This is a genomic window from Microbacterium sp. MEC084 (genome assembly GCF_004514465.2).
GTDB lineage: Bacteria > Actinomycetota > Actinomycetes > Actinomycetales > Microbacteriaceae > Microbacterium.
The window spans coordinates 217,387-239,926 of record NZ_MYFP02000003.1; the positions used below are offsets into that span (position 1 = coordinate 217,387).

The 22,540-nt window shown below is 72.4% G+C and carries 19 protein-coding genes; 10 read left to right on the plus strand and 9 right to left on the minus strand.

The window, feature by feature from the left end; translation table 11 throughout:
• Positions 1-95: 95 nt before the first annotated feature.
• Entirely contained in the window at positions 96-1,307 is a 1,212-nt protein-coding gene (locus B5M43_RS05225; protein WP_134745718.1) for a PrsW family intramembrane metalloprotease, read from the plus strand.
• 148 nt (positions 1,308-1,455) lie between these two features.
• Here the strand turns inward: B5M43_RS05225 and B5M43_RS05230 are convergent, their stop codons facing one another.
• A complete protein-coding gene (locus B5M43_RS05230) occupies positions 1,456-3,060 on the minus strand; it encodes a LuxR C-terminal-related transcriptional regulator (RefSeq protein ID WP_134745717.1) in 1,605 nt (534 codons plus the stop codon).
• The gene (locus B5M43_RS15285; protein WP_167626772.1) at positions 3,060-4,601 is read right to left on the minus strand and encodes a LuxR C-terminal-related transcriptional regulator; all 1,542 of its coding nucleotides are present in this window, start codon (positions 4,599-4,601) and stop codon (positions 3,060-3,062) included. Before B5M43_RS15285 ends, B5M43_RS05230 begins: the two co-directional genes overlap by 1 nt.
• Positions 4,602-5,180: 579 nt before the next feature.
• Between B5M43_RS15285 and B5M43_RS05240 the strand changes: the two genes are divergently transcribed.
• Positions 5,181-5,552, plus strand: a complete 372-nt coding sequence (locus B5M43_RS05240; protein WP_055993241.1) for an FKBP-type peptidyl-prolyl cis-trans isomerase — start codon at positions 5,181-5,183, stop codon at positions 5,550-5,552.
• A 162-nt stretch (positions 5,553-5,714) separates the two neighbouring features.
• The gene (locus B5M43_RS05245; RefSeq protein ID WP_055993243.1) at positions 5,715-6,266 is read left to right on the plus strand and encodes a YceI family protein; all 552 of its coding nucleotides are present in this window, start codon (positions 5,715-5,717) and stop codon (positions 6,264-6,266) included.
• A 63-nt stretch (positions 6,267-6,329) separates the two neighbouring features.
• Here the strand turns inward: B5M43_RS05245 and B5M43_RS05250 are convergent, their stop codons facing one another.
• Positions 6,330-7,625, minus strand: a complete 1,296-nt coding sequence (locus B5M43_RS05250; protein WP_134745715.1) for an MFS transporter — start codon at positions 7,623-7,625, stop codon at positions 6,330-6,332.
• Positions 7,626-7,788: 163 nt separating this feature from the next.
• Here B5M43_RS05250 and rpsO point away from each other — a divergent pair, with 163 nt between their 5' ends.
• Positions 7,789-8,058 (plus strand): 30S ribosomal protein S15, encoded by a 270-nt coding sequence (gene rpsO, locus B5M43_RS05255; protein WP_055993247.1) that lies wholly within the window; start codon positions 7,789-7,791, stop codon positions 8,056-8,058.
• Positions 8,059-8,717: 659 nt separating this feature from the next.
• On the opposite strand, the gene surE is transcribed toward rpsO, so the two are convergent.
• From surE to B5M43_RS05275, 4 genes are all read right to left on the minus strand, one after another.
• Complete coding sequence (gene surE, locus B5M43_RS05260; RefSeq protein WP_134745714.1) at positions 8,718-9,461, minus strand: 5'/3'-nucleotidase SurE; 744 nt, start codon at positions 9,459-9,461, stop codon at positions 8,718-8,720.
• Positions 9,458-10,495 (minus strand): 1-phosphofructokinase family hexose kinase, encoded by a 1,038-nt coding sequence (locus tag B5M43_RS05265; RefSeq protein ID WP_134745713.1) that lies wholly within the window; start codon positions 10,493-10,495, stop codon positions 9,458-9,460. The genes surE and B5M43_RS05265 overlap by 4 nt, the downstream gene beginning before the upstream one ends.
• Before the next feature lie 83 nt (positions 10,496-10,578).
• Positions 10,579-11,610 carry an isopenicillin N synthase family oxygenase gene (locus B5M43_RS05270; RefSeq protein ID WP_134745712.1) on the minus strand — a complete coding sequence of 344 codons (1,032 nt, stop codon included), beginning with the start codon at positions 11,608-11,610 and terminating at the stop codon, positions 10,579-10,581.
• Between the two features lie 109 nt (positions 11,611-11,719).
• A complete protein-coding gene (locus B5M43_RS05275) occupies positions 11,720-12,859 on the minus strand; it encodes an acyltransferase family protein (protein WP_134745711.1) in 1,140 nt (379 codons plus the stop codon).
• Between the two features lie 149 nt (positions 12,860-13,008).
• Here B5M43_RS05275 and B5M43_RS05280 point away from each other — a divergent pair, with 149 nt between their 5' ends.
• Together B5M43_RS05280 and B5M43_RS05285 are read left to right on the plus strand one after the other, a co-directional pair.
• Positions 13,009-14,214, plus strand: a complete 1,206-nt coding sequence (locus B5M43_RS05280; RefSeq protein WP_134745736.1) for an LLM class flavin-dependent oxidoreductase — start codon at positions 13,009-13,011, stop codon at positions 14,212-14,214.
• Between the two features lie 30 nt (positions 14,215-14,244).
• A complete protein-coding gene (locus tag B5M43_RS05285) occupies positions 14,245-14,892 on the plus strand; it encodes an FMN reductase (RefSeq protein ID WP_055993257.1) in 648 nt (215 codons plus the stop codon).
• Positions 14,893-14,936: 44 nt separating this feature from the next.
• Here the strand turns inward: B5M43_RS05285 and B5M43_RS05290 are convergent, their stop codons facing one another.
• Positions 14,937-15,524 (minus strand): DedA family protein, encoded by a 588-nt coding sequence (locus B5M43_RS05290; protein ID WP_134745710.1) that lies wholly within the window; start codon positions 15,522-15,524, stop codon positions 14,937-14,939.
• A 181-nt stretch (positions 15,525-15,705) separates the two neighbouring features.
• On the opposite strand from B5M43_RS05290, the gene B5M43_RS05295 reads away from it, so the two are divergent.
• The gene (locus B5M43_RS05295; protein WP_134745709.1) at positions 15,706-17,670 is read left to right on the plus strand and encodes a GDSL-type esterase/lipase family protein; all 1,965 of its coding nucleotides are present in this window, start codon (positions 15,706-15,708) and stop codon (positions 17,668-17,670) included.
• A 15-nt stretch (positions 17,671-17,685) separates the two neighbouring features.
• Here the strand turns inward: B5M43_RS05295 and B5M43_RS05300 are convergent, their stop codons facing one another.
• The gene (locus B5M43_RS05300; RefSeq protein ID WP_055993419.1) at positions 17,686-17,889 is read right to left on the minus strand and encodes a hypothetical protein; all 204 of its coding nucleotides are present in this window, start codon (positions 17,887-17,889) and stop codon (positions 17,686-17,688) included.
• A gap of 315 nt (positions 17,890-18,204) precedes the next feature.
• Between B5M43_RS05300 and B5M43_RS05305 the strand changes: the two genes are divergently transcribed.
• The 3 genes from B5M43_RS05305 to B5M43_RS05315 all read left to right on the plus strand — a co-directional run bounded on the left by B5M43_RS05305 (position 18,205) and on the right by B5M43_RS05315 (position 22,529).
• Positions 18,205-20,478: a polyribonucleotide nucleotidyltransferase gene (locus tag B5M43_RS05305; protein WP_134745708.1), complete on the plus strand. Its 2,274-nt coding sequence runs from the start codon at positions 18,205-18,207 to the stop codon at positions 20,476-20,478.
• A gap of 215 nt (positions 20,479-20,693) precedes the next feature.
• Positions 20,694-21,758: an aldo/keto reductase gene (locus B5M43_RS05310; protein WP_134745707.1), complete on the plus strand. Its 1,065-nt coding sequence runs from the start codon at positions 20,694-20,696 to the stop codon at positions 21,756-21,758.
• A 168-nt stretch (positions 21,759-21,926) separates the two neighbouring features.
• On the plus strand, positions 21,927-22,529 hold the full coding sequence (locus tag B5M43_RS05315) for a histidine phosphatase family protein (protein WP_055993265.1): 603 nt from the start codon (positions 21,927-21,929) through the stop codon (positions 22,527-22,529).
• The last annotated feature ends 11 nt before the right edge of the window (positions 22,530-22,540 follow it).

Here is a 22,540-nt window from a genome sequence, read left to right on the forward strand (position 1 = left end):
AGCGGCCCGCGCGCGGCCCCTATGATGACCGTGACACGCGACGGGCCACGCAGCCGGCGCGCGGACGGCCGAACCACGGAGCACGAGGATCGCACATGACGTACGGCACGGGTCTGACCCCGCCCCATCCGCAGCCCTTCCCGACCGCGATGGCTCAGCCGGACCGGGCGCCCGGCGCGGCGATCGCACCCGCGCCCGTGACCGCGGCGCTTCCGGTCGCGAGCCCCCGCGGCCGCCGGGCCTGGATCTGGCTCTGGCCCGTGCTCGCGCTCCTCCTGCTCGCGCTTGTCGCGTACTTCGTGTCGTTCCTCGGCGCCGCCGCATCGACCGTCGGCCTGCTGGCGGCGCTCATCCCGTTCGCGGTCGTGATCATGACCGTGATGCTGATCGACCGATGGGAGCCCGAGCCGCGCGGCCTCGTGTTCTTCGCCCTCACGTGGGGCGCGACCGCGTCGATCGCGTTCACGCTGATCTTCGACCTGGCCCTGACGATCGCGGTGCCGCAGCTGTCGGAGAGCGACTTCTTCGGCGCGGTCATCCAGGCACCCGTGGTCGAGGAGTTCTTCAAGGGCCTCGGCCTGCTGCTGGTGTTCTGGATGGGCCGGCGCGCGTTCGACGGACCGGTCGACGGCGTGGTCTACGGCGCGCTGATCGGCGCGGGGTTCGCCTTCACGGAGAACATCCAGTACTTCGCGATCTCCCTCATCGAGGGCGGCGCGCTGACGCTCGGCTTCACGTTCTTCATGCGCGCGATCCTGTCGCCGTTCGCGCACGCGATGTTCACCGCGTGCACGGGCTTCGCGCTGGGTCTCGCGGCCCGGCGCGGCATGAAGACCCCGTCGGCCCTCGTCTTCTGGATCGTGGGGATGATCGCGGGGATCCTGCTGCACGCGCTCTGGAACGGCGCGACGTTCGTGGTCGGAGGCGGCCTGGACACCTTCCTCGGCTACTATTTCGTGCTGCAGGTGCCGATCTTCGCGCTGTTCGTGTGGGGCGTCGTGATGCTGCGGCGCGAGGAGGCGCGGCTCACGCGCGCGCGCCTGGGCGACTACGCCGCGGCGGGATGGTTCACCCCGCAGGAGGTCGACATGCTCGCCACGCCGCAGGGGCGGCGCACGGGCAGGGCGTGGGCGGCGTCGCTCCCCGGCGGGCGCAGCCGCCTCATGACCGCCTTCATCCGCGATGCCGCCGCGCTCGCCGCGGCGCGGCAGCGCGCGATCTCGGGGCGCGACCCCCAGGCGGCCCACGACGAGCACGTGCTGCTCGCGCGGATCACCGCCACGCGTCAGGCGCTCCTCTCGCGCTGACCGCGGAAGAGCTCGCCCGGGGTCTTGACACGTCCCGCGGGCGGGAGCATCCTGTTCTCAGATCAACTCAGCGCCCGGAAGACTCGCAGGCATCGCCGCGGCCCGGGCGCTGAGGAATTTCCGGGCTCTGATCCGCCGCACCGGTGGATCAGAGCAGCCCGCGGCGGGACGCCTCCTCGATCGCGGCCCCGCGATCGGAGACCCCCAGTCGGCGGTAGGCCGCCTGGAGATGCGTCTTGACCGTGTTGGGGCTCAGCGCGAGCGCGGCGGCGACCTCGCCGATCTGGTCGTGCTCGGCCGAGGCGCGCAGGACCGCCAGCTGCTGCGGCGAGAGCCGTCCGACGACGTCCGAGGTCGCTGGGGGCAGCAGCACGCGCGACGTGATCAGATCCGCCAGAGACGGGATCCCGGCCGTCGCTGCCAGCGCGCTGAGGTCGGCGCGGGACACCACCGCGAGCGAGGCCCGCAGCCCGTGCGTCGCCGCGGTGTCGACCGCGAGCCGGAAGGACGCGGACGCCGACGCGTCCTGCCCCTGCCGCAGCATGGCGGCGGCGCGCACCACGAGCGACTCGACGCGGATGCGGGGGGACGGGCTGGACGTCTCGTGGGCGATCTCGCGCAGGGCGCCGGGGATGTCTCCGAGACCGAGGCGCGAGGCGGCCTTGCGCGCCCGCACCAGTCCGATCGCCGGCCGCGGCAGGTCGGGGCACTGGGCCAGCGCCAGCAGCGCCGCCTCGTGCATGCCCTGGTACGCCAGGAGCGTTCCGCGCGCGATCGCGAGCGCGCACGCGTTCAGCCCGCCCGCGGTGCGCGGGGCGGGCTGGCTCTCGACCGCGACCTCCAGGCGGCTCATCATGTCCACGGGGTCGGACTCGCCGCCGCGCGTGCCGAAGACGGCCCGGACCGCGGCCGCCATGACCGTGAGCTCCTCGAAGTCGTGGGCCGGATCGCTCACGAGCCCGACGGCGCTGTCGAAGTCGAGCCGGTCGCTCGCGCGATAGGCGGCTCCGAGCGCCGCCCCCGCCCGCACCCGCTGGACATCGGGGTGCCGGGCACGCAGCTCGGCCGACCGCGCGATCCAGCGGTCCGCCGCGGCGCCCGTGCCGTTCATCGCATGCAGCCAGGCCAGCTCGCCCGCGGACTCGAGAGCCGCGCGCACATTGCCCGTGCTCTCGGAGACCGCGTGCGCCTCGGTGAGCACCTGGACCGCGCGGGCGATGAGGCCGGCGGCCGCCAGTGTCATGCCCCATTGCGTGGCGAGCGTGCCGATGCGCGGCTGCGCGTCCGCGCGATCCTCCGGAGACAGCCCCTGCCAGCCCTCGAACGCGTTCTCGGCGACCTCGGCCGCCTCCTCGTAGCGCCCGCGCGTGCGCAGCCCGGCCGTCCGGGCCGTGAGCAGATCCAGCCGGTCGGAGGGCGGCATGTGCTCGGGCACTCGGATCTCGGTGTCGGGGAACACGGGAGGCTTCGACGGGTAGGTGAGCAGGTGGGTCACGTACTGGCGCATGCCCATCCACCGCGGCCGTCTGCGGAGCTCGGCGGGCGGCAGCGCGTCGGCGACGGCGCGCACCACCGCCGGCCGATGGCTGATCAGGAGGGGGAAGTGACGTTCGACCATCCGGATCGCCTCGGGCCAGCGGCTGTCCGCCAGCGCGGCGAACACGGCCGAGGTGACGTCGTCGACGGGGGCGTCGGACCTGCCGCGGGTCTGCGGGGCGCGGAGCGAGGGCGGCCGCGCGCCGTCGAGCATCATCAGAGCAGTCCGTGCTCGGCGGCCGCGAGGGCCAGCTGCTGCCGATCGGAGACGCCCAGCTTCGCGTACAGCCGCCGGGTGAGGGTCTTGACGGTGTTGGGGCTGACGCCGATGGCGGCGGCCGTCTCGCCGGTCGACCGGCCCGCCGCCAGCAGACGCAGGGCCGCGAGCTCGCTCGGCGTCGCGCGCGGCGGCGGCGTCCCCTGCGCCGGAGGGCGGCGCGTGCCGGCCGTGCCGACGGCGAGCATGCTCGGGCTCCGCGGCGGGGCGAAGGCCGCGAGGGCTTCGAAGTCCCGCAGCGGCAGGTGCGTCAGGCCCGAGGGCAGCCCGTGGGTGTCGGCCAGGGTCACGGCGCGGCGGAACGACGCCTCCGTCGCCGGATCGCGGCGGCGCAGGTGCACCGCCGCTATGACAGCCCAGGCCTCGACCACCGCGCGCGGGCGCCCCAGGTCGTGCAGGGCCGCCTGCGCGTCGTGCAGTGCGCGGTCCAGGTCGCCCTGGACGAGGTGCACCGCGGCGCGGATCGTGCGGATCGACGGCAGCACGGGCGAGGGGAGGTCCTCGAGCAGGGTCCGCGCGGTCTCGCCCCGCCCCAGATGCAGGAGGAGGGCGGCGCGCGCGGCCGTGAGCGGGCTGAGCTGCGACGGCGCGTCGCCGAACAGCGCGTCGTCCAGCTGCTCGAGGTCCGCGAGGGCCCGGGGCAGGTCGGACGCGGGGTCCTTGGATGCGAGCAGCGCCCTCGCCCAGGCGAGCTCGACCGTGTGCTCGCCCGGGGCGTCCGCCGCCCGCGCGAGGGCGCTGCGGGCCTCGTCGTACTCGAGGCGATCGAACGCGGCCGCGGTCTCCGCGAGCGCCAGGGACGCGGGCTCAGGAGTCCGTCTGACCGCCGTCGGGAGCAGGGCGTGCGCGTTCGCGATCCACTGGTCGCGCACGAGCACCCGGCCCTCGGTCGCGTGCAGCCACGCGAGCTCTCCCGCCGCCAGGAGGGCGAGGCGGGTGTCGCCGCGGGCCCTGGCCGCGGAGTAGGCGCGGGCGAGGTCCTCGAACCCCGTGGTCGCGTCTCCGGCGAGCACCTCCGTGAGCCCCCAGGCGAACAGCACGTGGGGCAGATCGCCCTCGAGCGCGGCGCGATGCTCGTGGGGGAGCCGCTCGAAGTCCTCCCTCGCGCGCCGGGCGAGCGCGAGCGCCCCGAGGAGATCTCCGGACACCCGCGCGACGCGCGCCTCGCTGGTGAGACGCAGCACCGCCGCGACCGCGTCGGCGCGCGACGTCGCGGTGAGGGAGGCGCCGGCCACCGGCGCCGCCTGGAGATACGCCCGGATGCGCCGCCAGCGCGGATCCGCGTCGAGCCGCTCGCTCGGCACGATGTCGACGAGGGCGCGGATGGCGGGCAGGCCGCTCGTCAGCAGCTGCTTCCAGTCGCGCTCGGCGATCCGCAGGGCGTCGTCCCATGCCTGGGCTCCCAGTGCACGATAGATCTGCGCGGCGGGGGTGGGCTTCGGGTAGTGCCCGGGGACCGAGATCTCGGTGATTCCCCTCACGAGCGTCATTATGCTCCCGCCCTGCGACATCGCCCTAGTGGTGTTTCACTCGCTGACCCACTGGCCGGGTGACAGGCCGGGTGAACCCCCGTTGTTCCGCGGAATCACGCGGATCCGGGCACCGGGTGACACCCGGGGTGAAATTGCCCCGGACCGCCTCCGGCCGGGTACGTGGCGCGCGGATCGTTTGCGTGTGACGTCCGCGGCTCCCGGGCGGATCGCCGCCGACCCGAGGCGGCATCCGGCAGGCAGCACCCTCGTGCGGACGCGCGATCGGGGCGTGTGCCCGGGTAGGAGCAGCAGATGTCCAGGTATGGCAATTCGGATCGGCCCGGCGCCCACGCCGGCGCCCCGGGCGGGGTCCGCCGTCGCGGGGCGGTGCGCTGAATGCCGCCCGATCGGGCGGTTCTGGCCGGGTGGCTGCTGCTGGCCGGCCCCAGGCGGCGCATCGTCGCATGAGACCCGTCGCGGGCCGGGCGCAGCATCCCCTCGAGGCGCCCGGCCCGCGGCGTGCGCTGTCGGCGTAATCCGGCGACCGCGGGCCCCATCGCCCGCGGCGTTCATGGTTCGATGGATGCCATGAGCGCAGATCGCACCAAGCCCGAGTTCGACGCCCCGCAGGGCCCCGCCCCGTCGGAGCTCGTCGTCCGCGACCTCATCGTCGGCGACGGCGCCGAGGCCAAGCCCGGCGACACCGTCACCGTGCACTACGCCGGCGTCGAGTACGAGACCGGCGAGGAGTTCGACTCGTCGTGGAACCGCGGCGAGAGCATCCAGTTCCCGCTGCGCGGCCTGATCCAGGGCTGGCAGGACGGCATCCCCGGCATGAAGATCGGCGGCCGCCGCGAGCTGGTCATCCCGCCGCACCTCGCCTACGGCCCGGCCGGCGCGGGTCACTTCCTGAGCGGCAAGACGCTCATCTTCATCATCGACCTGATCGACGTCGCCTGATCTCGATCCGCTGAGGCGCCCCTCCGGCGCCCCTCCGGCCGTGCGGTGAGGGGCGTCTCGCCGTTTCCGGAGAATTCATCCGGCCGTCGTGGAATATATGCGCGCGCATAGGTATTGTCTCCTGTACACCGCCGATCACGGCACGACCTTCGAGGAGACCACATGACCATCGAGATCCCCGGCTACCGTCCCGGCACCTACGTCATCGATCCCGCGCACAGCGAGGTGGGCTTCAACGTCCGCCACATGATGATCTCCAAGGTGAAGGGCAGCTTCCACGTCATCGAGGGCACCATCGTCGCCCCCGAGAACCCGCTCGAGGCCAAGGTCTCGGCCAAGGCCGACGTCGCGTCGATCAACACCAAGGACGAGGGCCGCGACCAGCACCTCCGCTCGGCCGACTTCTTCGACGCCGAGAACCACCCCACCATCACGTTCGAGTCGACCGGCGTGCGCGAGCAGAACGGCGAGTTCCTCGTCGACGGCGACCTCACCATCAAGGGCGTCACCAAGCCCGTCACCTTCACGGTCGAGTTCGGCGGCTTCGGCGCCGACCCGTGGGGCAACTACAAGGCCGGCGCCACGGGCACCGCGACCGTCAACCGCGAGGATTTCGGCCTCACCTGGAACGCCGCGCTCGAGACCGGCGGCGTGCTGGTGGGCAAGGACGTCACCATCACGCTCGACCTGCAGGGTGCGCTCCAGCAGGACTGACATCACGGACGAGGGGCGGGTGCCACGGCACCCGCCTCTCGTCGCGTCCGCGGATCACCCGGGTCAGGGCGTGGGCGCCTCGGCGTCGTAGGCGCGGAAGCGGGTCGCGAAGCGCAGGATGACCGCCACGATGACGATGATCGCCACGCCGCCGACGAGCGGCGGGAACCACAGCGCGATGCCGGCCAGCGTCCCGGTGTAGAGCGCGCCGATCCGCGGCCCGCCGGCGACGACCACCATGAAGATGCCCTGCAGGCGGCCGCGCACGGCATCCGGGACCGCGGCCTGCAGCATCGTCTGGCGGAAGATCGCGCTGATGTTGTCGGCCGCGCCGGTCAGGGCCAGGCACGCGCACGCCAGCAGGATCAGCGCGACGTCGGGATGCGTCTCGTCCACCGTCCTCCCGCCGAGCTCGGCCACGAGAAGCACCAGCCCGAACAGCCCCGTCGCCAGGCCGAACGCCTGGATCGCGCGCGCGATCCCGACGCCCTGCCGGCGCACGGATCCGACCCGGCCCGAGAACAGGCTCGACACGAGCACGCCGACCGCGATCGACGCCATCAGCAGGCCCGACGTGACCTCGCCGCCGCCGAGCAGGACCACGCCCAGCGCGGGGAACAGGGCGATCGGCTGGCCGAACGTCATGGCGATCACATCCAGGACGAACTGCATCCGGATGTTCGGGGCTACCTTCAGGAACCCCAGGCCGTCGATGATCGACCGCAGCCCCGGACGGTCGGTCTGCCCCTCGGGCGGCAGGGGAGGCAGGGTCGCGATGCCGAGGAACAGAGAGAGCGTCAGCACCGCGTCGATCGTGTAGGTGATGGGGTAGCCGAACGCCGCGACCAGCAGGCCGCCCAGCGCCGGCCCGGCCATCACCATGATCCCGGCGGAGATGCCCGTGAGCGCGGCGGCCGCCGGGATGAGGTGCGTGCCGACCAGGGCGGGCGTCATCGCGGCCTTCGTGGCCGATGCGACGGTGGTCGCGGCCGAGCTCGCGATCGACAGCGCGTACAGCCACGCCTCGTTCACCAGGCCCGACCACGCGAGCACCGCGAGCAGCACCGTGGCGCTCCAGCCGATCGCCGCGGCGGCCAGCGCCACGAGCCGGCGGTCGAAGTGATCGGCGAGCATGCCCCCGTAGAGCCCCGCCACGATCATCGGCACGAGACCCGCGACCGCGATCATCGACACCGCGAAGGTCGATCCCGTCAGGGCGAACATGTGCAGCATCACGGCCGTGATCGTGAGCTGGCCGCCCAGACCTCCCAGCAGCGTCCCCACCCACAGTCGCGCGAACGCGGGGCTCTGGGTCAGCGGACGCAGGTCGATGAGATGTCCGCCGCCGGTTCGAGCCACGAGAAGACATTAGTCCGTGCGCGAACGGCCGGGCGCCGTGCGGTCGCCGAGGCCGCCGGACGCTGGTAGACTCACGTGGTTGCCGTTCGATCGGCCGCGGATAAAGAGAGCTCGCGCATCAGGCGTCGGGCGCCGCGCAACGAAGAGGAAGGGGATCGGTTCTATGGCACTGGAAGCAGACGTCAAGAAGGCGATCATCGAAGAGTACGCGACGCACCCCGGTGACACCGGTTCCCCCGAGGTGCAGGTCGCGATGCTGACGCAGCGCATCAAGGACCTCACCGAGCACCTCAAGGAGCACAAGCACGACCACCACTCGCGTCGTGGCCTGTTCCTGCTCGTCGGTCAGCGCCGCCGTCTGCTCGGCTACCTCCAGGACATCGACATCGAGCGCTACCGCTCGCTGATCGAGCGTCTCGGTCTGCGCCGCTGAGCTGAGAGCAGCAGAGCGCACCAGCGTTCAATCGTCTTCGAGAGATCCCGTCCCAGGTGTGGGGCGGGATCTCTTGCTTTTTCAGGAGCGTCTCGCACGCTCGCGCCGACGCTCCGCGCCGGACACTCGCGAGCGAGGAACGTCGCTGCGCTCCTCGCTCGCTTCGCTCGCACGTTCTTTTCAGGAGCGGTCGCACGCTTCGGGGCCGCAAGCGGCACCCTTGCGAGCGAGAACGTCGCTTCGCTCCGTTCGGCAGCGCTTCGCGCTGCGGGGGTCGCTTCGCTCCACGCTCGCTTCGCTCGCACGTTCTTTTCAGGAGCGGTCGCACGCTTCGGGGCCGCAAGCGGCACCCTTGCGAGCGAGAACGTCGCTTCGCTCCGTTCGGCAGCGCTTCGCGCTGCGGGGGTCGCTTCGCTCCACGCTCGCTTCGCTCGCACGACTGTAAGTGTCGGGGGGCTCTGGCCCCGGTCGTTGAGCGGAGCGAAGCGGAGTCGAAACGGGCGCTCACCCTGTGGTCGTTGAGCGACGAGCGCCAGCGAGGAGTCGAAACGGGCTGAGCGAGCGCAGCGAGTCGAAGCCGGACCCGCACCCGGTCATTGAGCGGAGCGCAGCGGAGTCGAAACGGGCTGAGCGAGTCGAAGCCGCCCCGCCCCACGGCTTCACCCCTCGTAGCCGAGGTGGCGGTGCGAGACCGGCTCGATGCCCGTGAGCGTCGCGTAGCCGTCCGCGAGCAGCGCGGCATCCGTCCCCGGCTGCGGGACGTGCGGCAGGTCCTCGACCGCGAGTCGGATGTGCTTGTGGCCGCGCTCGCTCAGCGTGGTCTGCACGATGCCGAACGGGGCCAGGGGCGCCTCGCGGATCCCGCGATGCTCGGGCGCGTTCGGCACGTTGAGGTTGACCACGGAGCCCTTCTCCAGCGACATCAGGAACGGCAGTGCGTCGATCGCGGTCTGGGCGGCCGCGTCCCACTCGAACACCTCAGGGCGCATGCCGACGTCGAGCGACACCGCGAGCCCCCACGCGCCGTTCAGCCCGCCGGTCAGCGCCGCGCCGACCGTGCCCGAGTGCAGGATGGCGCGCCCCACGTTCGCACCGTGGTTCACGCCCGACAGCACCAGATCGAACGTGTCGCCGAATGCCCCGTGGGCCGCGATCAGCGCGATCAGGCCCGGGCCGCCGCGGACCGCGAACGCGGGGAGCTCCTCCAGCCCGTCGATCTCCCGGCGGTCCACGGCGATCCGGCCCTCCTCCTCGCCGGCGACGATGGACGCGCTGGCGCCGCTGGACTGCCGCTCGGGCGCCGCGATCGTCACGTCCAGACCGTGCTCGCGCGCGGCGCGCGCCAGCGCGTGCAGGCCGGGGGCGTCGATGCCGTCGTCGTTCGTGACCAGGGTGCGCGTCATGCGGGGTCCTCCGGCGCGGGCTCCTCGTGATGCGGGCGATGATCGGTCGGCTCGGCCAGCGCGGCGAGGCCGTCGGGGCTGACGCGGCCGTGGCTGTCGTCCGAGTCGTCGGCCGAGGGGCCCCGGAGCGTCCGCACCCGCACGCTGTCCCTCAGGCGCGCGATCGTCTCCTGCTCGCCCGTGCCGAGCCCGTGGCGGGTCACGTTGAGCGCGCCCGCCGCGGCTCCGGTCAGGATCGCCTCGCGCAGCGGTTCGCCGGCGGCCAGCCCCGCGCACACGCCGGCGGTGAGCGAGTCGCCGCCGCCCCGGGTGTCGGTCGTCTGCAGCGCGGGCGGCGTCACCTCGTGAACGGTGCGGCCGTCCAGCACCAGGAAAGGCCGGTCCGCGCGGGTCACGATCACGTTGCGCGCGCCGCGGTCCCGCATGGCCTCCATGACCGCGACGACCGAGCCGACGTCCTCGCCCTCCAGAAGCCCGTCCGCGCGCAGCTCCTCGTCGCTGACCTTCAGGAGGTCGACGCCGCCCTCGAGCGCCGCGGTCATCCGGTCGCCCGCGAGGTCGACGACGACGCGCACGTCGTTGGTCCGCAGATCGGCGGCCAGGCGCCGGTAGGTGTCCGCGGGCAGCGCGCCCTCGCCGTGGGGGCCGCTCAGGATCGTCAGCCCCGAGGCGATGCCCTCGCGCAGGGTCGCGCCGTACAGCTCGTCCAGCTCGTGGCGGCCGAGCGGATCCCCGTCCATCTCGGCGACCTCCGTGCGCTGCCCGTCGCGGCGGTCGTGCACGTACGCGGCGCCGCGGCCCGACCGCTCGACCGCGACCACGCGGAAGCCCTCGTCCTCGAGCAGGCGCTGCACCACGCGCCCGGTCTCCCCGGTGAGCGCGCAGCAGATCGTGACGCGCACACCCAGGCGGCGGAGCATCCGGGCCTGCCAGACCCCCTGGCCTCCGGCGTGGATGTGGATGTCGGGCCGCGCGTCCTGCTCCTCTATCGTGATCGTGAGCGCGGGTGACGGCGCGAAGATCGTGACGTCCATACGGCCGAGGCTAGAACGGCGGCCCCCGCGCGGTCAGCCCCCTTGCGGGGCCGCCGCGCGGGCGCTACCGATGACCGGGAGGACTACGCCTTGGCGCGCGCCGCCAGGAGATCGGCGTGCCAGCGCTCCGCCACGTCGGGGTGGGCGCGGAGGCGGTACTTCAGGGCGTTCTCGCCGTACAGCGTGTGGATGGGGTTGCTCGGGTCGTCCTCGACGCCGCGCGCCAGGGCCGCCAGCTCGGCGGGCAGCTGCAGCGTCGGCATGTAGTCGTCCAGGCCCGGGTTGAAGAAGAACGGCACCGAGATGCGGTCCTCGGGGTACCGGGGCGACACGACGCGGTGGTTCGTCGCACGCAGGTAGCCCTGCGTGGCCGCCTCGAGCATCTCGCCGATGTTGACCACGAACGCGCCCGGCACCGGGGGAGCGTCGACCCAGTAGCGGTTGCCGTCCGCGTCCTCGCGCTCGACCTGCAGCCCGCCCCGGCCCGGCTCGATCCACAGGAGCGTGAGCACGCCGCCGTCCTTGTGCGCGCCGACGCCCTGCTGCGGCTCCGGCTCGGTCGATCCCGGGTACCGGACGATCTTGATGAGCGACGACGGGTCCTGGAACGCGCCGTCGAAGAAGTCCTCCTCGGCGCCGAGCGAGAGCGCCCAGGCGCGCAGCAGCCGGCGCGACACGTCCGACAGGCGGTCGTGCCACTCCTCGACGACCTCGCGCAGCTCGGGCAGGGCCTCGGGCCACAGGTTCGGGCCCGTCAGGCGCTGGTAGTCCGGTGCCTCGGGGTCGGTCACGACCTCGCGCTCGGGACCGATGTCGATCTGCTCGCGGAAGTCGACCTTGCCCTGCGTCAGCTCGCCGCCGAGCCGCGTGTAGCCGCGGAACTGGGGGCTCTTGACGTTCTCGATCGCGAGCTTCTCCTCCTCGGGGAGGGCGAAGAACTCCCGCGCGACGCGGTGCAGGCGCGCCTCGAGCTCGGGAGAGACTCCCGTGCCGGTGAGGTAGAAGAACCCGACGTCCCGCGTCGCGGCGGCGAGCTCGTCGCGGAAGCGCGCGGCCGCTTCGTCGCCCGCGTCGAGCTGGGACATGTCGAGGATCGGCAGGTTGAGGTCGGTCATGTCACCACGCTACGACGGTCGGGGGTCCGACGGATCCCCGCGGGCGGCACTGTTACGGCGGGGGCTCGCCGCGGGTGCTCGCGAGGGCCCTGTCGTCACATGGAGCGGGTCAGGACCGTGGCTCGGCGCGCGGGCGGCGCGATCCCGTCGGGTCGATCCCGCGGCCGGCCTGCGGCGTGATGCCGGGGTCGGCGAACAGCCACCGCGAGCGGGGTTCGATCAGCGGCCGGAACAGCCACCGCACGGGGCGCGACGCGAGCAGCAGCGTGATCGCGACCGACAGGATGCACACGAGCGGCAGCCACAGCCACGTCGGCTCGAGATCGCGCAGCGCGCCGGACTCGCGGAACGGGTAGAGCACGAACGAGTGCAGCAGATAGATGTACATCGTGTACGTGCCGAAGCGCGTGAACCAGAAGCCGCCGCGCGGCACGAGCACGAAGAACGCCGCGCACAGGATGAGCGCCACCAGCATGAGCGCGAGCCGCACGCCGCCGGCCCACCACGGGGCGTCGCCGAGGAAGTGCGCGTAGTCCTGGTCGTAGAAGAGCCAGTTGCGCATGTCCATGGCCTCCCAGCCGGGAAGCCCCGCCCAGGCGGTCCACCCGGCGAGCGCGAACACCGCGAGCGCGCTCAGCCGCGCCCACCACGCCTTTCGCTCGAGCAGGCGCAGCCGGTCGACCACATCGTGCTCGCGCAGCCACCATCCCAGGGCGAAGAACGGAAGGAAGCCGAGCGTGCGCGACAGGGAGAACGTGCTGTCGACGTTCGGGAGGTAGCCGACGCCGATCGAGATCAGGACGGTCCACAGCAGCGGCCAGCGCAGGAGCGCCAGGTAGGGGAGCACGAGGCGGAAGATGCCGAGCGCCAGCAGGAACCACAGCGTCCACGACGGCTGCGTCAGGTTCGGATCGGGGTCACCCTCGACCAGGCCCTTCGTGATCCACCACAGCGCCTCGAAGATGATGTACGGCACCAGGATGTCCGTGATGACGCGCGCCATCTGCCGCCGCGTGGGCGGGTCGGCCTTCGAGAAGTAGCCCGAGATGATCGCGAACGCGGGCATGTGGAACGCGTACACGACCAGATACAGGGCGTACGCGATGTCGGAGTCGTACGTCAGCCGCTGGATCGCGTGGCCCAGCACCACGAGCACGATGCACGCGAAGCGCGCGTTGTCCCAGTAGGGGACGCGTCGGCGCGGGCGGGGGACGGCCCCCGTCGTCGGGGCGTTCGGTGCCGAGCTCATCCCGATCACGCTACCGTCGCGGCGCGCGGCATGCGGGAATAGATCTGGCGATCGCGTGTTGAAGCGGGTATATTCAAGCGCATACAAATGCGGCCCACCCCACGCACCCGCCGAACGACGGGCAGATCGGAGATGAACAGATGAGCCAGATGCAGTTCGGCATCTTCTCGGTCAGCGACATCACCGCCGACCCGACCACGGGCCACACGCCCAGCGAGGCGGAGCGCATCCGCGACATCGTCACGATCGCCAAGCACGCCGAGGAGGTCGGTCTCGACGTCTTCGCGCTCGGCGAGCACCACAACCCGCCGTTCTTCTCTTCGTCGCCCACGACGACGCTCGCGTACATCGGCGCGCAGACGACGGACCTCATCCTGTCGACCGCCACGACGCTCATCACCACGAACGACCCGGTGAAGATCGCCGAGGACTACGCGATGCTGCAGCACCTCACGGGCGGCCGCGTCGACCTCGTGATGGGCCGCGGCAACACCGGCCCGGTGTACCCCTGGTTCGGTCAGGACATCCGCCAGGGCCTGCCGCTCGCGATCGAGAACTACGCGCTGCTGCGCCGCCTCTGGGACGAGGACGTCGTCGACTGGGAGGGCAAGTTCCGCTCGCCGCTGCAGGGCTTCACGGCGACCCCCCGTCCGCTGGGCGGCGTGCCGCCGTTCGTGTGGCACGGATCCATCCGCACCCCGGAGATCGCCGAGCAGGCCGCGTACTACGGAGACGGCTTCTTCGCGAACAACATCTTCTGGCCCAAGGAGCACTACCAGCGCCTGATCACGCTGTACCGCCAGCGCTACGCGCACTACGGACACGGCACGCCCGAGCAGGCGATCGTGGGCCTCGGCGGCCAGGCGTTCATGGCCAAGAACTCGCAGGACGCGGTCAAGGCCTTCCGTCCCTACTTCGACAACGCCCCGGTCTACGGCCACGGCCCGTCGATGGAGGACTTCACGGAGATGACGCCGCTCACCGTCGGCTCGCCGCAGCAGGTCATCGACCGCTACGCCGCGATGCGCGACTACTACGGCGACTACCAGCGCCAGCTGTTCCTGATGGACCACGCCGGCCTGCCGCTCAAGACCGTGCTCGAGCAGCTCGACCTGCTGGGCGGCGAGGTCGTCCCGGTGCTGCGCAGGGAGCTCGCGCAGAACCGTCCGGAGAGCGTGCCGGACGCGCCCACGCACGCCGCGCGCGTCAAGGCCGTCTACGGCGACGCCGCGCCCCGCGAGGCGCGGCCCACGTCGGCGGGCGGCAACAACCTGACCGTCGGCGGTCCCTACCAGGACACCCCCGCCGCCGCCCCGAAGGCCGGCTCGGCCTTCGGCAGCGCCGCGACCCGCTGACCCCCCCCGAGACCCCACAAGGAGATCGACATGACCGACACGCGCCGCATCGCCGTCGTCTCGGCGGGACTGTCCACGCCGTCGTCCACGCGGATGCTCGCCGACCGCCTCGCGGCCGCGACCGTCGCCGAGCTCGACGAGCGCGGCATCACGGGCGAGGCCGAGGTGTTCGAGCTGCGCGACTACGCGCACGACATCACCAACAACCTGCTGGCCGGCTTCGCTCCGCCCGCGCTCGAGAAGATGCTCACCCAGGTCGCCACGGCCGACGCGCTGATCGTCGTGACGCCGATCTTCTCGACGAGCTACTCGGGGCTGTTCAAGTCGTTCATCGACATCCTCGACCGCGAGGCGCTGAGCGGCAAGCCGGTGCTGATCGGCGCGAACGCGGGCACGGCCCGGCACTCGCTCGCGATCGACTACGCCATCCGCCCGCTGTTCGCCTACCTGCACGCCGAGCCGGTCTCGACGGGCGTGTTCGCGGCCTCGAGCGACTGGGGCGGCAAGGAGGACGAGGTCGCCCCGCTGAGCTCGCGCATCGAGCGCGGCGCGCGCGAGCTCGCCGAGGCCATCGCGGCCAAGCCCTCGCTCACCGAGGCCGACCCGTTCGACCCCGACACCTACCTGGGCCAGGGCCGCTCGTTCGGCCACCTGCTGGGAGGCCTCGCGGGGGAGTGACCCGCACGATCGAAGGCCCGGACCGCGCGCGGTCCGGGCCTTCGTCATGCGGCCGGGCGGATGCGCCCGATCGCGAAGTCGATCGTCCAGCCGACCGCGAGTGCGATGGCGATCGAGATGAGCACCGCCCCGACGGTGCCGCCGGGCACGATGGAGGCGATCGCCGCGCCCACGAGCGCCTGGAACGCGGCCCAGGCCGTGGCGGCCACGGCGGCGATCGGCAGGTAGCGCACCGCAGGCACGCCCGCGGCGCCCGCCGAGAGGTTGACCGCGAGCCGGCCGAACGGGATGAACCGCGCCGTGAACACCGCCGTGGCGGCGTGCGTGCGCAGGCGCGTCGATGCCCAGTCCATCGCCTGCTGCGGCCGCGGGTGCTGCAGGACGCGCCACGTGCGCGGGTGCAGGAGCCGGCCGATCGTGTAGCACGACGCATCGCCCGCGAACGCCGCGAGCGCCCCGATCAGGATCACCGACCACAGCGGCGGCAGCCCGCTCGCCGCCGCGACGCTGCCGAGGGCCGTCACGGCCACCTCGCCGGGGACGACCACCAGGAACGCGTCGGCGAAGACCACCCCGGCGAGCACCGCGAGCGCCCAGGGGTTCGCCGCGAGCCCGACGATCATCGCGTCCATGACACGTGTGTACCCGACGCCGGTGAACGACCGGAGAACGCGCCCCGCTCATCGCCCGCGGGGCCGATCCGGTGACCGCCCGGGGGTGCGCCGGTGAAGGATGGGCAACTCCGGATGAACGCTCGGGGAACCCGGGCGTCCCCGGCCGCCTGCGACGGCCGCCGCGCGTCACCCTGGAAGCGTGAGAATCGCGCTGGTCGCAGAGTCCTTCCTGCCCCACATGAACGGGGTCACGCACTCCGTTCTGCAGATGATCCGTCACTTCGAGGCCCGCGGCCACGAGACCCTCGTCGTCGCCCCCGACGCGGGCGAGGCCGCGGAACGCGCCCCGCACGGCCGCACCGAGCTGCTGCCCTCGGTGGCCATGCCGTCCTACCCGGACGTGCGCGTCGCCTACCCGACGACCGCGCGCCTGGCCCGCGTGCTGCGCGACTTCCACCCGGACGTCGTCCACCTCGCGTCCCCGTTCGCCCTCGGCTGGAAGGGCCAGGTCGCCGCCGACACGCTGCGCCTGCCCAGCGTCGCGGTCTACCAGACCGACGTGATCGCCTACGCCGAGCGCTACGGCCTGCCCGGCGCGGCGCCCCTCGCGTCGGCCCACGTGGCCCGGCTCCACAAGCGGGCCACGCTCACGCTCGCGCCGTCGTCCGCCTCGGAGGGGCAGCTGTCGGCGCTCGGCATCGACCGCCTGCGCCGCTGGGGGCGCGGCGTCGATGCCGAGCGGTTCCGCCCCGACCGCCGCAGCGAGAGCTGGCGCGCCCGCATCGCGCCCGGCGAGCTCCTGGTCGGCTACGTCGGCCGTCTCGCCGCCGAGAAGCAGGTCGAGGACCTGCGCGTGCTGACCGACCTGCCGGGCGTGCGGCTCGTGATCATCGGAGACGGACCCGAGCGCGAGCGCCTCGAGCGGCAGCTCCCCGGCGCCGTGTTCACGGGCTTCCTGGGCGGCGACCAGCTGGCCCGCGCGCTCGCGAGCCTCGACGTCTTCGTCCACCCGGGCGAGAGCGAGACCTTCTGTCAGACCGTGCAGGAGGCCCTGGCGAGCGGTGTGCCGGTGGTCGCGACCGGCCGCGGCGGCCCCGTCGATCTGGTCCGCTCCAGCGTCGACGGCTGGCTCTACCGGCCCGGCGACCTCGACGACCTGCGCGCGCGGGTGCTCGACCTCACGGGCGACGACGCCAAGCGCCGCTCCTTCGGCGAGGCCGCGCGCGAGAGCGTCGCCGAGCGCACCTGGGAGTCGCTCGGCGACCAGCTGCTCGGCTACTACCGCGAGGCCCAGCGGCTCCGGCCGATCGACGACGCCAGCCGCGCGCGCGGCCTCGCCCGGCCCGACTCCGTGCAGCCGCCGCAGGCGCGCGCGTGGAAGCGCTACGTCGCCCTGGGCGACTCGCTGACCGAGGGCCTGTGCGACACGTCGCGCATGGAGAACGGCGAGTACCGCGGATGGGCGGACCGCCTCTCGACCATGCTCGCCCAGGGCCGCGGCCGGTTCCAGTACGCGAACCTCGCCGTGCGCAGCCGCCGCGTGCGCGACCTCGTCCACGAGCAGGCTCCCCAGGCGCTCGCGATGCGGCCCGACCTGGCCTCGGTGTTCATGGGCGCCAACGACCTCGTCGGCCACGGGGCCGATCCGCTGCGCCTCGCGGCGCACGTCGAGAAGGTGGTGCGCGACATCCGCGCGACCGGCGCAGACGTGCTGCTCGTGACGCCGTTCCTGCCCGACCGGCGCCCGGCGCGCATCTTCGCCCGGCGCTTCGCGCTCTACGCGGTCGAGCTGCGCCGCATCGCGGCCGAGACCGACTCGTACCTGCTCGACGCGGCCGCCCTGCCCGCGCTGGGGGACCGGTCGATGTATGCGGACGACAAGGTGCACCTCAGCTCGCGCGGGCACCGGTACCTCGCCTACCGCGCGGCGGAGGCGCTGGGCATCCCGGACGCGGAGGCGCTCGGCCGGCTCGACGACGCCCTGCACGGGTTCGACGCCGGCGAGGAGCCGGCGCCGCAGACCGACTGGCTGCGGGAGCATGCGCTGCCGTGGGTGTGGCGCCGCATGCGCGGCCGGACGGCGGGCGACGGCATGGTCTCCAAGCACGCCGACTACATCGTCATCCCGGGACGCAACGCGCCCAAGCGCAGCAAGCTCGGCTGACGCGCGGGGGAGCGCCTACTCCTCGATGCCGCCGAGGCCGCGGGCCTCGTCGCGCTCGTCCTCGACGAGCGGATCCGGCTCGTCCTCGACGCTCTCGTCGGGGTCGAGCGTGGGCGGCGGCAGCTCGAGCTCCGTCTCGTCGTCCAGGTCGACGATGCGCTCGTCGTCGGGGATGACGGGGCGCTCCTCATCGGGCAGCGGATCGCGGAAGTCGCTCATGGCACCCACGATAGGCGCGCCGCGCCGCCGGGCGACAGGGCCTGACCGGATCGGGTTTCCGCTGGTAGGGTGGGAAAGGCTCTCCGAGCGGGAGCCGAACAATTCCATACGTGAAGTAGGAGCAGGCTGGCAGGAAGCTGGTCCCCTGAAGTGGTCTCCCAGGCCCGGATCCCGGATCCGTCTCTGGTGGATTTCTCCTGGTGGCCAGCGCAGGCGAGCGTGAACGATGCGCCTTGAGCCCATATCTGCCTGTTCCCTGCTCCTGACGTAGCTGCGCGGCGCTCTGCCGCGCACAGACTGAAGGAGACAGACCTCTTGGAAGGTCCTGAAATCACCGCCGCCGAGGCCGTTCTCGACAACGGCCGCTTCGGCACCCGTACGATCCGCTTCGAGACCGGTCGTCTCGCGCAGCAGGCGCAGGGCGCCGTCGCCGCATACCTCGACGAGGAGACGATGCTCCTCTCGGCCACGAGCGCGAGCAAGCACCCGCGCGAGGGCTTCGACTTCTTCCCGCTGACCGTCGACGTCGAGGAGCGCTCGTACGCCGCCGGCAAGATACCGGGCTCGTTCTTCCGCCGCGAGGGTCGCCCCTCGACGGAGGCCATCCTGGTCTGCCGTCTGATCGACCGGCCGCTGCGCCCGTCGTTCGTCGACGGCCTGCGCAACGAGATCCAGATCGTCGTCACGGTCCTCTCGATCGAGCCCGGCGAGTTCTACGACGCGCTCGCGATCAACGCCGCGTCGGCGTCGACCCAGATCTCGGGTCTGCCGTTCTCGGGCCCCATCGCGGGTGTGCGCCTGGCGCTCATCCCCGGCCAGGGCGAGAACGCCGACCAGTGGGTCGCGTTCCCGAACGCCGAGCTGCTCGAGTCGGCCGTCTTCGACCTCGTGGTCGCGGGACGCGTCGTCACGAAGGAGGACGGCTCCGAGGACGTCGCGATCATGATGGTCGAGGCGGAGGCCACGGAGCACAGCTGGAACCTGATCAAGTCGGGCGCCACGAAGCCGAGCGAGGAGATCGTGGCCCAGGGCCTCGAGGCCTCGAAGCCCTTCATCAAGCAGCTCGTCGCCGCCCAGGCGGAGATGGCCGCGAAGTCGTCGAAGGAGCCGCTGGAGTTCCCGGTCTTCCCCGCCTACAGCGAGGAGACGTTCGCGTTCGTGAACGAGCGCGCCTACGACGAGCTGGCGAAGGTCTACCAGATCGCCGACAAGCAGACGCGTCAGGCCGCCGACGACGAGGTCAAGGACCGCGTCAAGGCCGAGCTGATCGAGAAGGTCGAGGCCGGCGAGCTGCCCGCCGCGGCCCCGCTCGAGTTCGCCGCCGCCTACAAGTCGGTCACCAAGAAGATCGTGCGCGGCCGCATCCTGACCGAGGGCGTCCGCATCGACGGCCGCGGTCTGGCCGACATCCGCCCGCTCGACGCCGAGGTGCAGGTCATCCCGCGCGTCCACGGCTCGGCGATCTTCCAGCGCGGCGAGACCCAGATCCTGGGCGTCACCACGCTGAACATGCTCAAGATGGAGCAGCAGATCGACTCGCTGTCGCCCACGACGAGCAAGCGGTACATGCACCACTACAACTTCCCGCCCTACTCGACCGGTGAGACCGGCCGCGTGGGCAGCCCGAAGCGTCGCGAGATCGGGCACGGCTTCCTGGCCGAGCGCGCGCTCGTGCCGGTGCTGCCGAGCCGCGAGGAGTTCCCCTACGCGATCCGCCAGGTCTCGGAGGCGCTGGGCTCGAACGGCTCGACGTCGATGGGCTCGGTCTGCGCCTCGACGCTGTCGCTGCTGAACGCCGGTGTGCCGCTGCGCGCCTCGGTCGCCGGCATCGCCATGGGCCTGGTCTCGGACGAGGTCGACGGCCAGACGCGCTACGCCGCGCTGACCGACATCCTCGGCGCCGAGGACGCCCTGGGCGACATGGACTTCAAGGTCGCGGGCACGCGCGAGTTCGTCACGGCGATCCAGCTCGACACCAAGCTCGACGGCATCCCCTCGGAGGTGCTGGCCGGCGCGCTGACGCAGGCGAAGGACGCGCGTCTGCGCATCCTCGAGGTGCTCGACGCCGCGATCGACGCCCCGGACGAGATGGCGCCGACGGCTCCGCGCGTGATCAGCGTGCAGATCCCCGTCGACAAGATCGGCGAGCTGATCGGCCCCAAGGGCAAGACGATCAACGCGATCCAGGACGAGACCGGCGCGCAGATCTCGATCGAGGAGGACGGCACCGTCTACATCGGCGCGACCGACGGCCCCTCGGCCGAGGCCGCCCGTGCCCAGGTGAACGCGATCGCCAACCCCACCAACCCGGAGGTCGGCGAGCAGTTCCTCGGCACGGTCGTGAAGATCATCCCGTCGGGCGCGTTCATCTCGCTGCTGCCCGGCAAGGACGGTCGCATGCACGTGACGCAGATCCGCAAGCTGAACGGCGGCAAGCGCGTCGAGAACATCGAGGACGTCGTGTCCGTGGGTCAGAAGATCCTCGTGCGCATCGCCGAGATCGATGACCGCGGCAAGATGGCCCTCGAGCCCGTCATCGACGAGAACGAGGCGCAGGCCGAGCAGACCGAGGCTCCTGCCGAGGCCTGATCCGTCCGAGTCCGCGAACGCCCCGCTCATCCTCCGGATGGGCGGGGCGTTCCGCGTGGGGGACGTCCACCTGGCGCGATCCCACAAGCGCGTGACGAAAGCGTTATCGGCGCGGCGAGCGCGGGCGTCCGGGGCCTGGAATACGCTCGAAGCACACGCCGATCGCTGGCGTGACACGGGCGCACCTCCCCGGTCGCCCGTGAGGGGGTGGGGGCATGGACGAGGCACAGGCCGGCAGGGCCCGATCCGGTGACGGGTCGACCCCGCAGACGCCGCTCGCGGCCGCCCTCGAGCGCCCGGGAGTCGCCTCCGACCACCCCTCGGCGCCGATCCCGGTGCAGGGCCCCGCGCTGGGCTCCTTCCTCCGCGAGACGCTCGGCGATACGGGCCTCGAGGTCTTCCCGCTCATGCTCGGCGGCGCCGAGTTCGGCTGGACCACCGACCAGGAGCGCGCGCACGCGCTCCTCGACCACTTCGTCGCGGCGGGCGGCAACGCGGTGCACACCGCCGATTGCTACGCGGCCGGACGCAGCGAGCACATCATCGGGCGCTGGATGGCCACGCGCCGCGTGCGCGACGACATCGTGCTGGCCGTGCGCGTCGGCGACCACCCCGACAACCCCGGACTGGGGTCGGTCAACCTGGTGCGCGCCGTGGAGGCGTCGCTGACGCGTCTCGGCACCGACCGGATCGACGTGCTGTACCTCGACGCGTCGGCCGAGCGGGTGCGGTCCATCGAGGACACGCTGGCGACCGCCGAGTGGCTGATCGAGGCCGGCAAGGTGCGGCACGTCGGCGCGTACGCGTTCACGGCCGAGCACCTCGTGGAGGCGCGCATCCTGGCGTCCGCGGGCTACCCGCGCCTCGAGGCGCTCGACGTGCCCTACAACCTCATGAGGCGCCGCGAGTTCGAGGGCGACATCCGGCTCGTGGCCGGAGCGCAGGGCCTGGCCGTGACGCCGTCCCACGCGCTCGAGCACGGGTTCCTTTCCGGCCGGCACCGCAGCCGCCGCGACATCACGACCCTGGCCCGCGGGCACCAGCTGGCCGAGTCCCTGAACCGCCGGGGCACGCGCGTGCTGAAGGCGCTCGACGCGATCTCGGCCGAGCTCGGGGTGCCGCATGCAGCGATCGCGATGGCCTGGCTGCTGGCCCAGCGCGGCGTGGTCGCGCCCATCGTGAACGCATACTCGCCGACGCACATCGACGAGCTCGTGCAGGGCGTCGGCGTGCGCCTCACCCGCGGCCACCTCTCCGACCTGACGAAGGCCGCCGAGTAGACCGGGCGTCCCGCTGTGTGACGCTTCCGTGACCGTCCTCGGCGCGCGTCGGACGCGTCACGTAGTGTGGGGGAGGACCCCGCTTCGACGCCCCGCGTCATCCCGCGCGGTCCGATCAACGACAGACGACGGATACGCGAGCAGGACGAAGGACGGGGTGAGGCCGCGGTGGCGCACTACATCTACCTCGTCCGGCATGGCGAGCAGCAGGATGCCGAGCACGGCATGGAGGACGGCCCGCTGTCGCCCCGCGGCCGGCGCCAGGCCGAGCTGATCGCGGACCGGCTCTCGGGCATCCCGTTCGACGCCGTGTGGCACTCGCCGCTCGTCCGCGCGACCGACACGGCCCGGATCATCGCGGAGCGCATGCCCGCCGTCGAGCCGCAGCCCCACGCGCTCCTGTTCGACTGCGTGCCCAGCGGCATGACCGAGGAGACGCCGGCCGTGTTCGAGCCGTTCTTCGGCGGCGTGACCGAGGCGCAGCTCGAGGCGGGCAAGGCGCAGATGGCCGACGCGGTCGGGGAGTTCCTGGTGCGCAAGCAGGGCGACGTCCACGAGCTGCTCATCACGCACAACTTCGTGATCTCGTGGTTCGTGCGCGAGGTCCTCGAGGCGCCCGAGTGGCGCTGGATGACCCTCAACCAGGCCAACTGCGGCCTCACGGTCATCGGCCAGCGCCAGGGCCGCCCCTGGACCCTCCTCACGCACAACGATCAGGCGCACCTCCCGGTCGAGCTCCGCACGGGCCTCCCCGAGCCCTTCCCGTTCTGATCCGGCGCGAG

What these genes read in the sequence shown, in the direction of transcription:
- B5M43_RS05225 (WP_134745718.1), top strand. Translation starts at nt 96, where the DNA reads ATGACGTACGGCACGGGTCTGACCCCGCCCCATCCGCAGCCCTTCCCG.
- B5M43_RS05230 (WP_134745717.1), bottom strand. Translation starts at nt 3,060, where the DNA reads ATGATGCTCGACGGCGCGCGGCCGCCCTCGCTCCGCGCCCCGCAGACC.
- B5M43_RS05240 (WP_055993241.1), top strand. Translation starts at nt 5,181, where the DNA reads ATGAGCGCAGATCGCACCAAGCCCGAGTTCGACGCCCCGCAGGGCCCC.
- B5M43_RS05245 (WP_055993243.1), top strand. Translation starts at nt 5,715, where the DNA reads ATGACCATCGAGATCCCCGGCTACCGTCCCGGCACCTACGTCATCGAT.
- rpsO (WP_055993247.1), top strand. Translation starts at nt 7,789, where the DNA reads ATGGCACTGGAAGCAGACGTCAAGAAGGCGATCATCGAAGAGTACGCG.
- surE (WP_134745714.1), bottom strand. Translation starts at nt 9,461, where the DNA reads ATGACGCGCACCCTGGTCACGAACGACGACGGCATCGACGCCCCCGGC.
- B5M43_RS05265 (WP_134745713.1), bottom strand. Translation starts at nt 10,495, where the DNA reads ATGGACGTCACGATCTTCGCGCCGTCACCCGCGCTCACGATCACGATA.
- B5M43_RS05270 (WP_134745712.1), bottom strand. Translation starts at nt 11,610, where the DNA reads ATGACCGACCTCAACCTGCCGATCCTCGACATGTCCCAGCTCGACGCG.
- B5M43_RS05275 (WP_134745711.1), bottom strand. Translation starts at nt 12,859, where the DNA reads ATGAGCTCGGCACCGAACGCCCCGACGACGGGGGCCGTCCCCCGCCCG.
- B5M43_RS05280 (WP_134745736.1), top strand. Translation starts at nt 13,009, where the DNA reads ATGCAGTTCGGCATCTTCTCGGTCAGCGACATCACCGCCGACCCGACC.
- B5M43_RS05285 (WP_055993257.1), top strand. Translation starts at nt 14,245, where the DNA reads ATGACCGACACGCGCCGCATCGCCGTCGTCTCGGCGGGACTGTCCACG.
- B5M43_RS05290 (WP_134745710.1), bottom strand. Translation starts at nt 15,524, where the DNA reads ATGGACGCGATGATCGTCGGGCTCGCGGCGAACCCCTGGGCGCTCGCG.
- B5M43_RS05300 (WP_055993419.1), bottom strand. Translation starts at nt 17,889, where the DNA reads ATGAGCGACTTCCGCGATCCGCTGCCCGATGAGGAGCGCCCCGTCATC.
- B5M43_RS05310 (WP_134745707.1), top strand. Translation starts at nt 20,694, where the DNA reads ATGGACGAGGCACAGGCCGGCAGGGCCCGATCCGGTGACGGGTCGACC.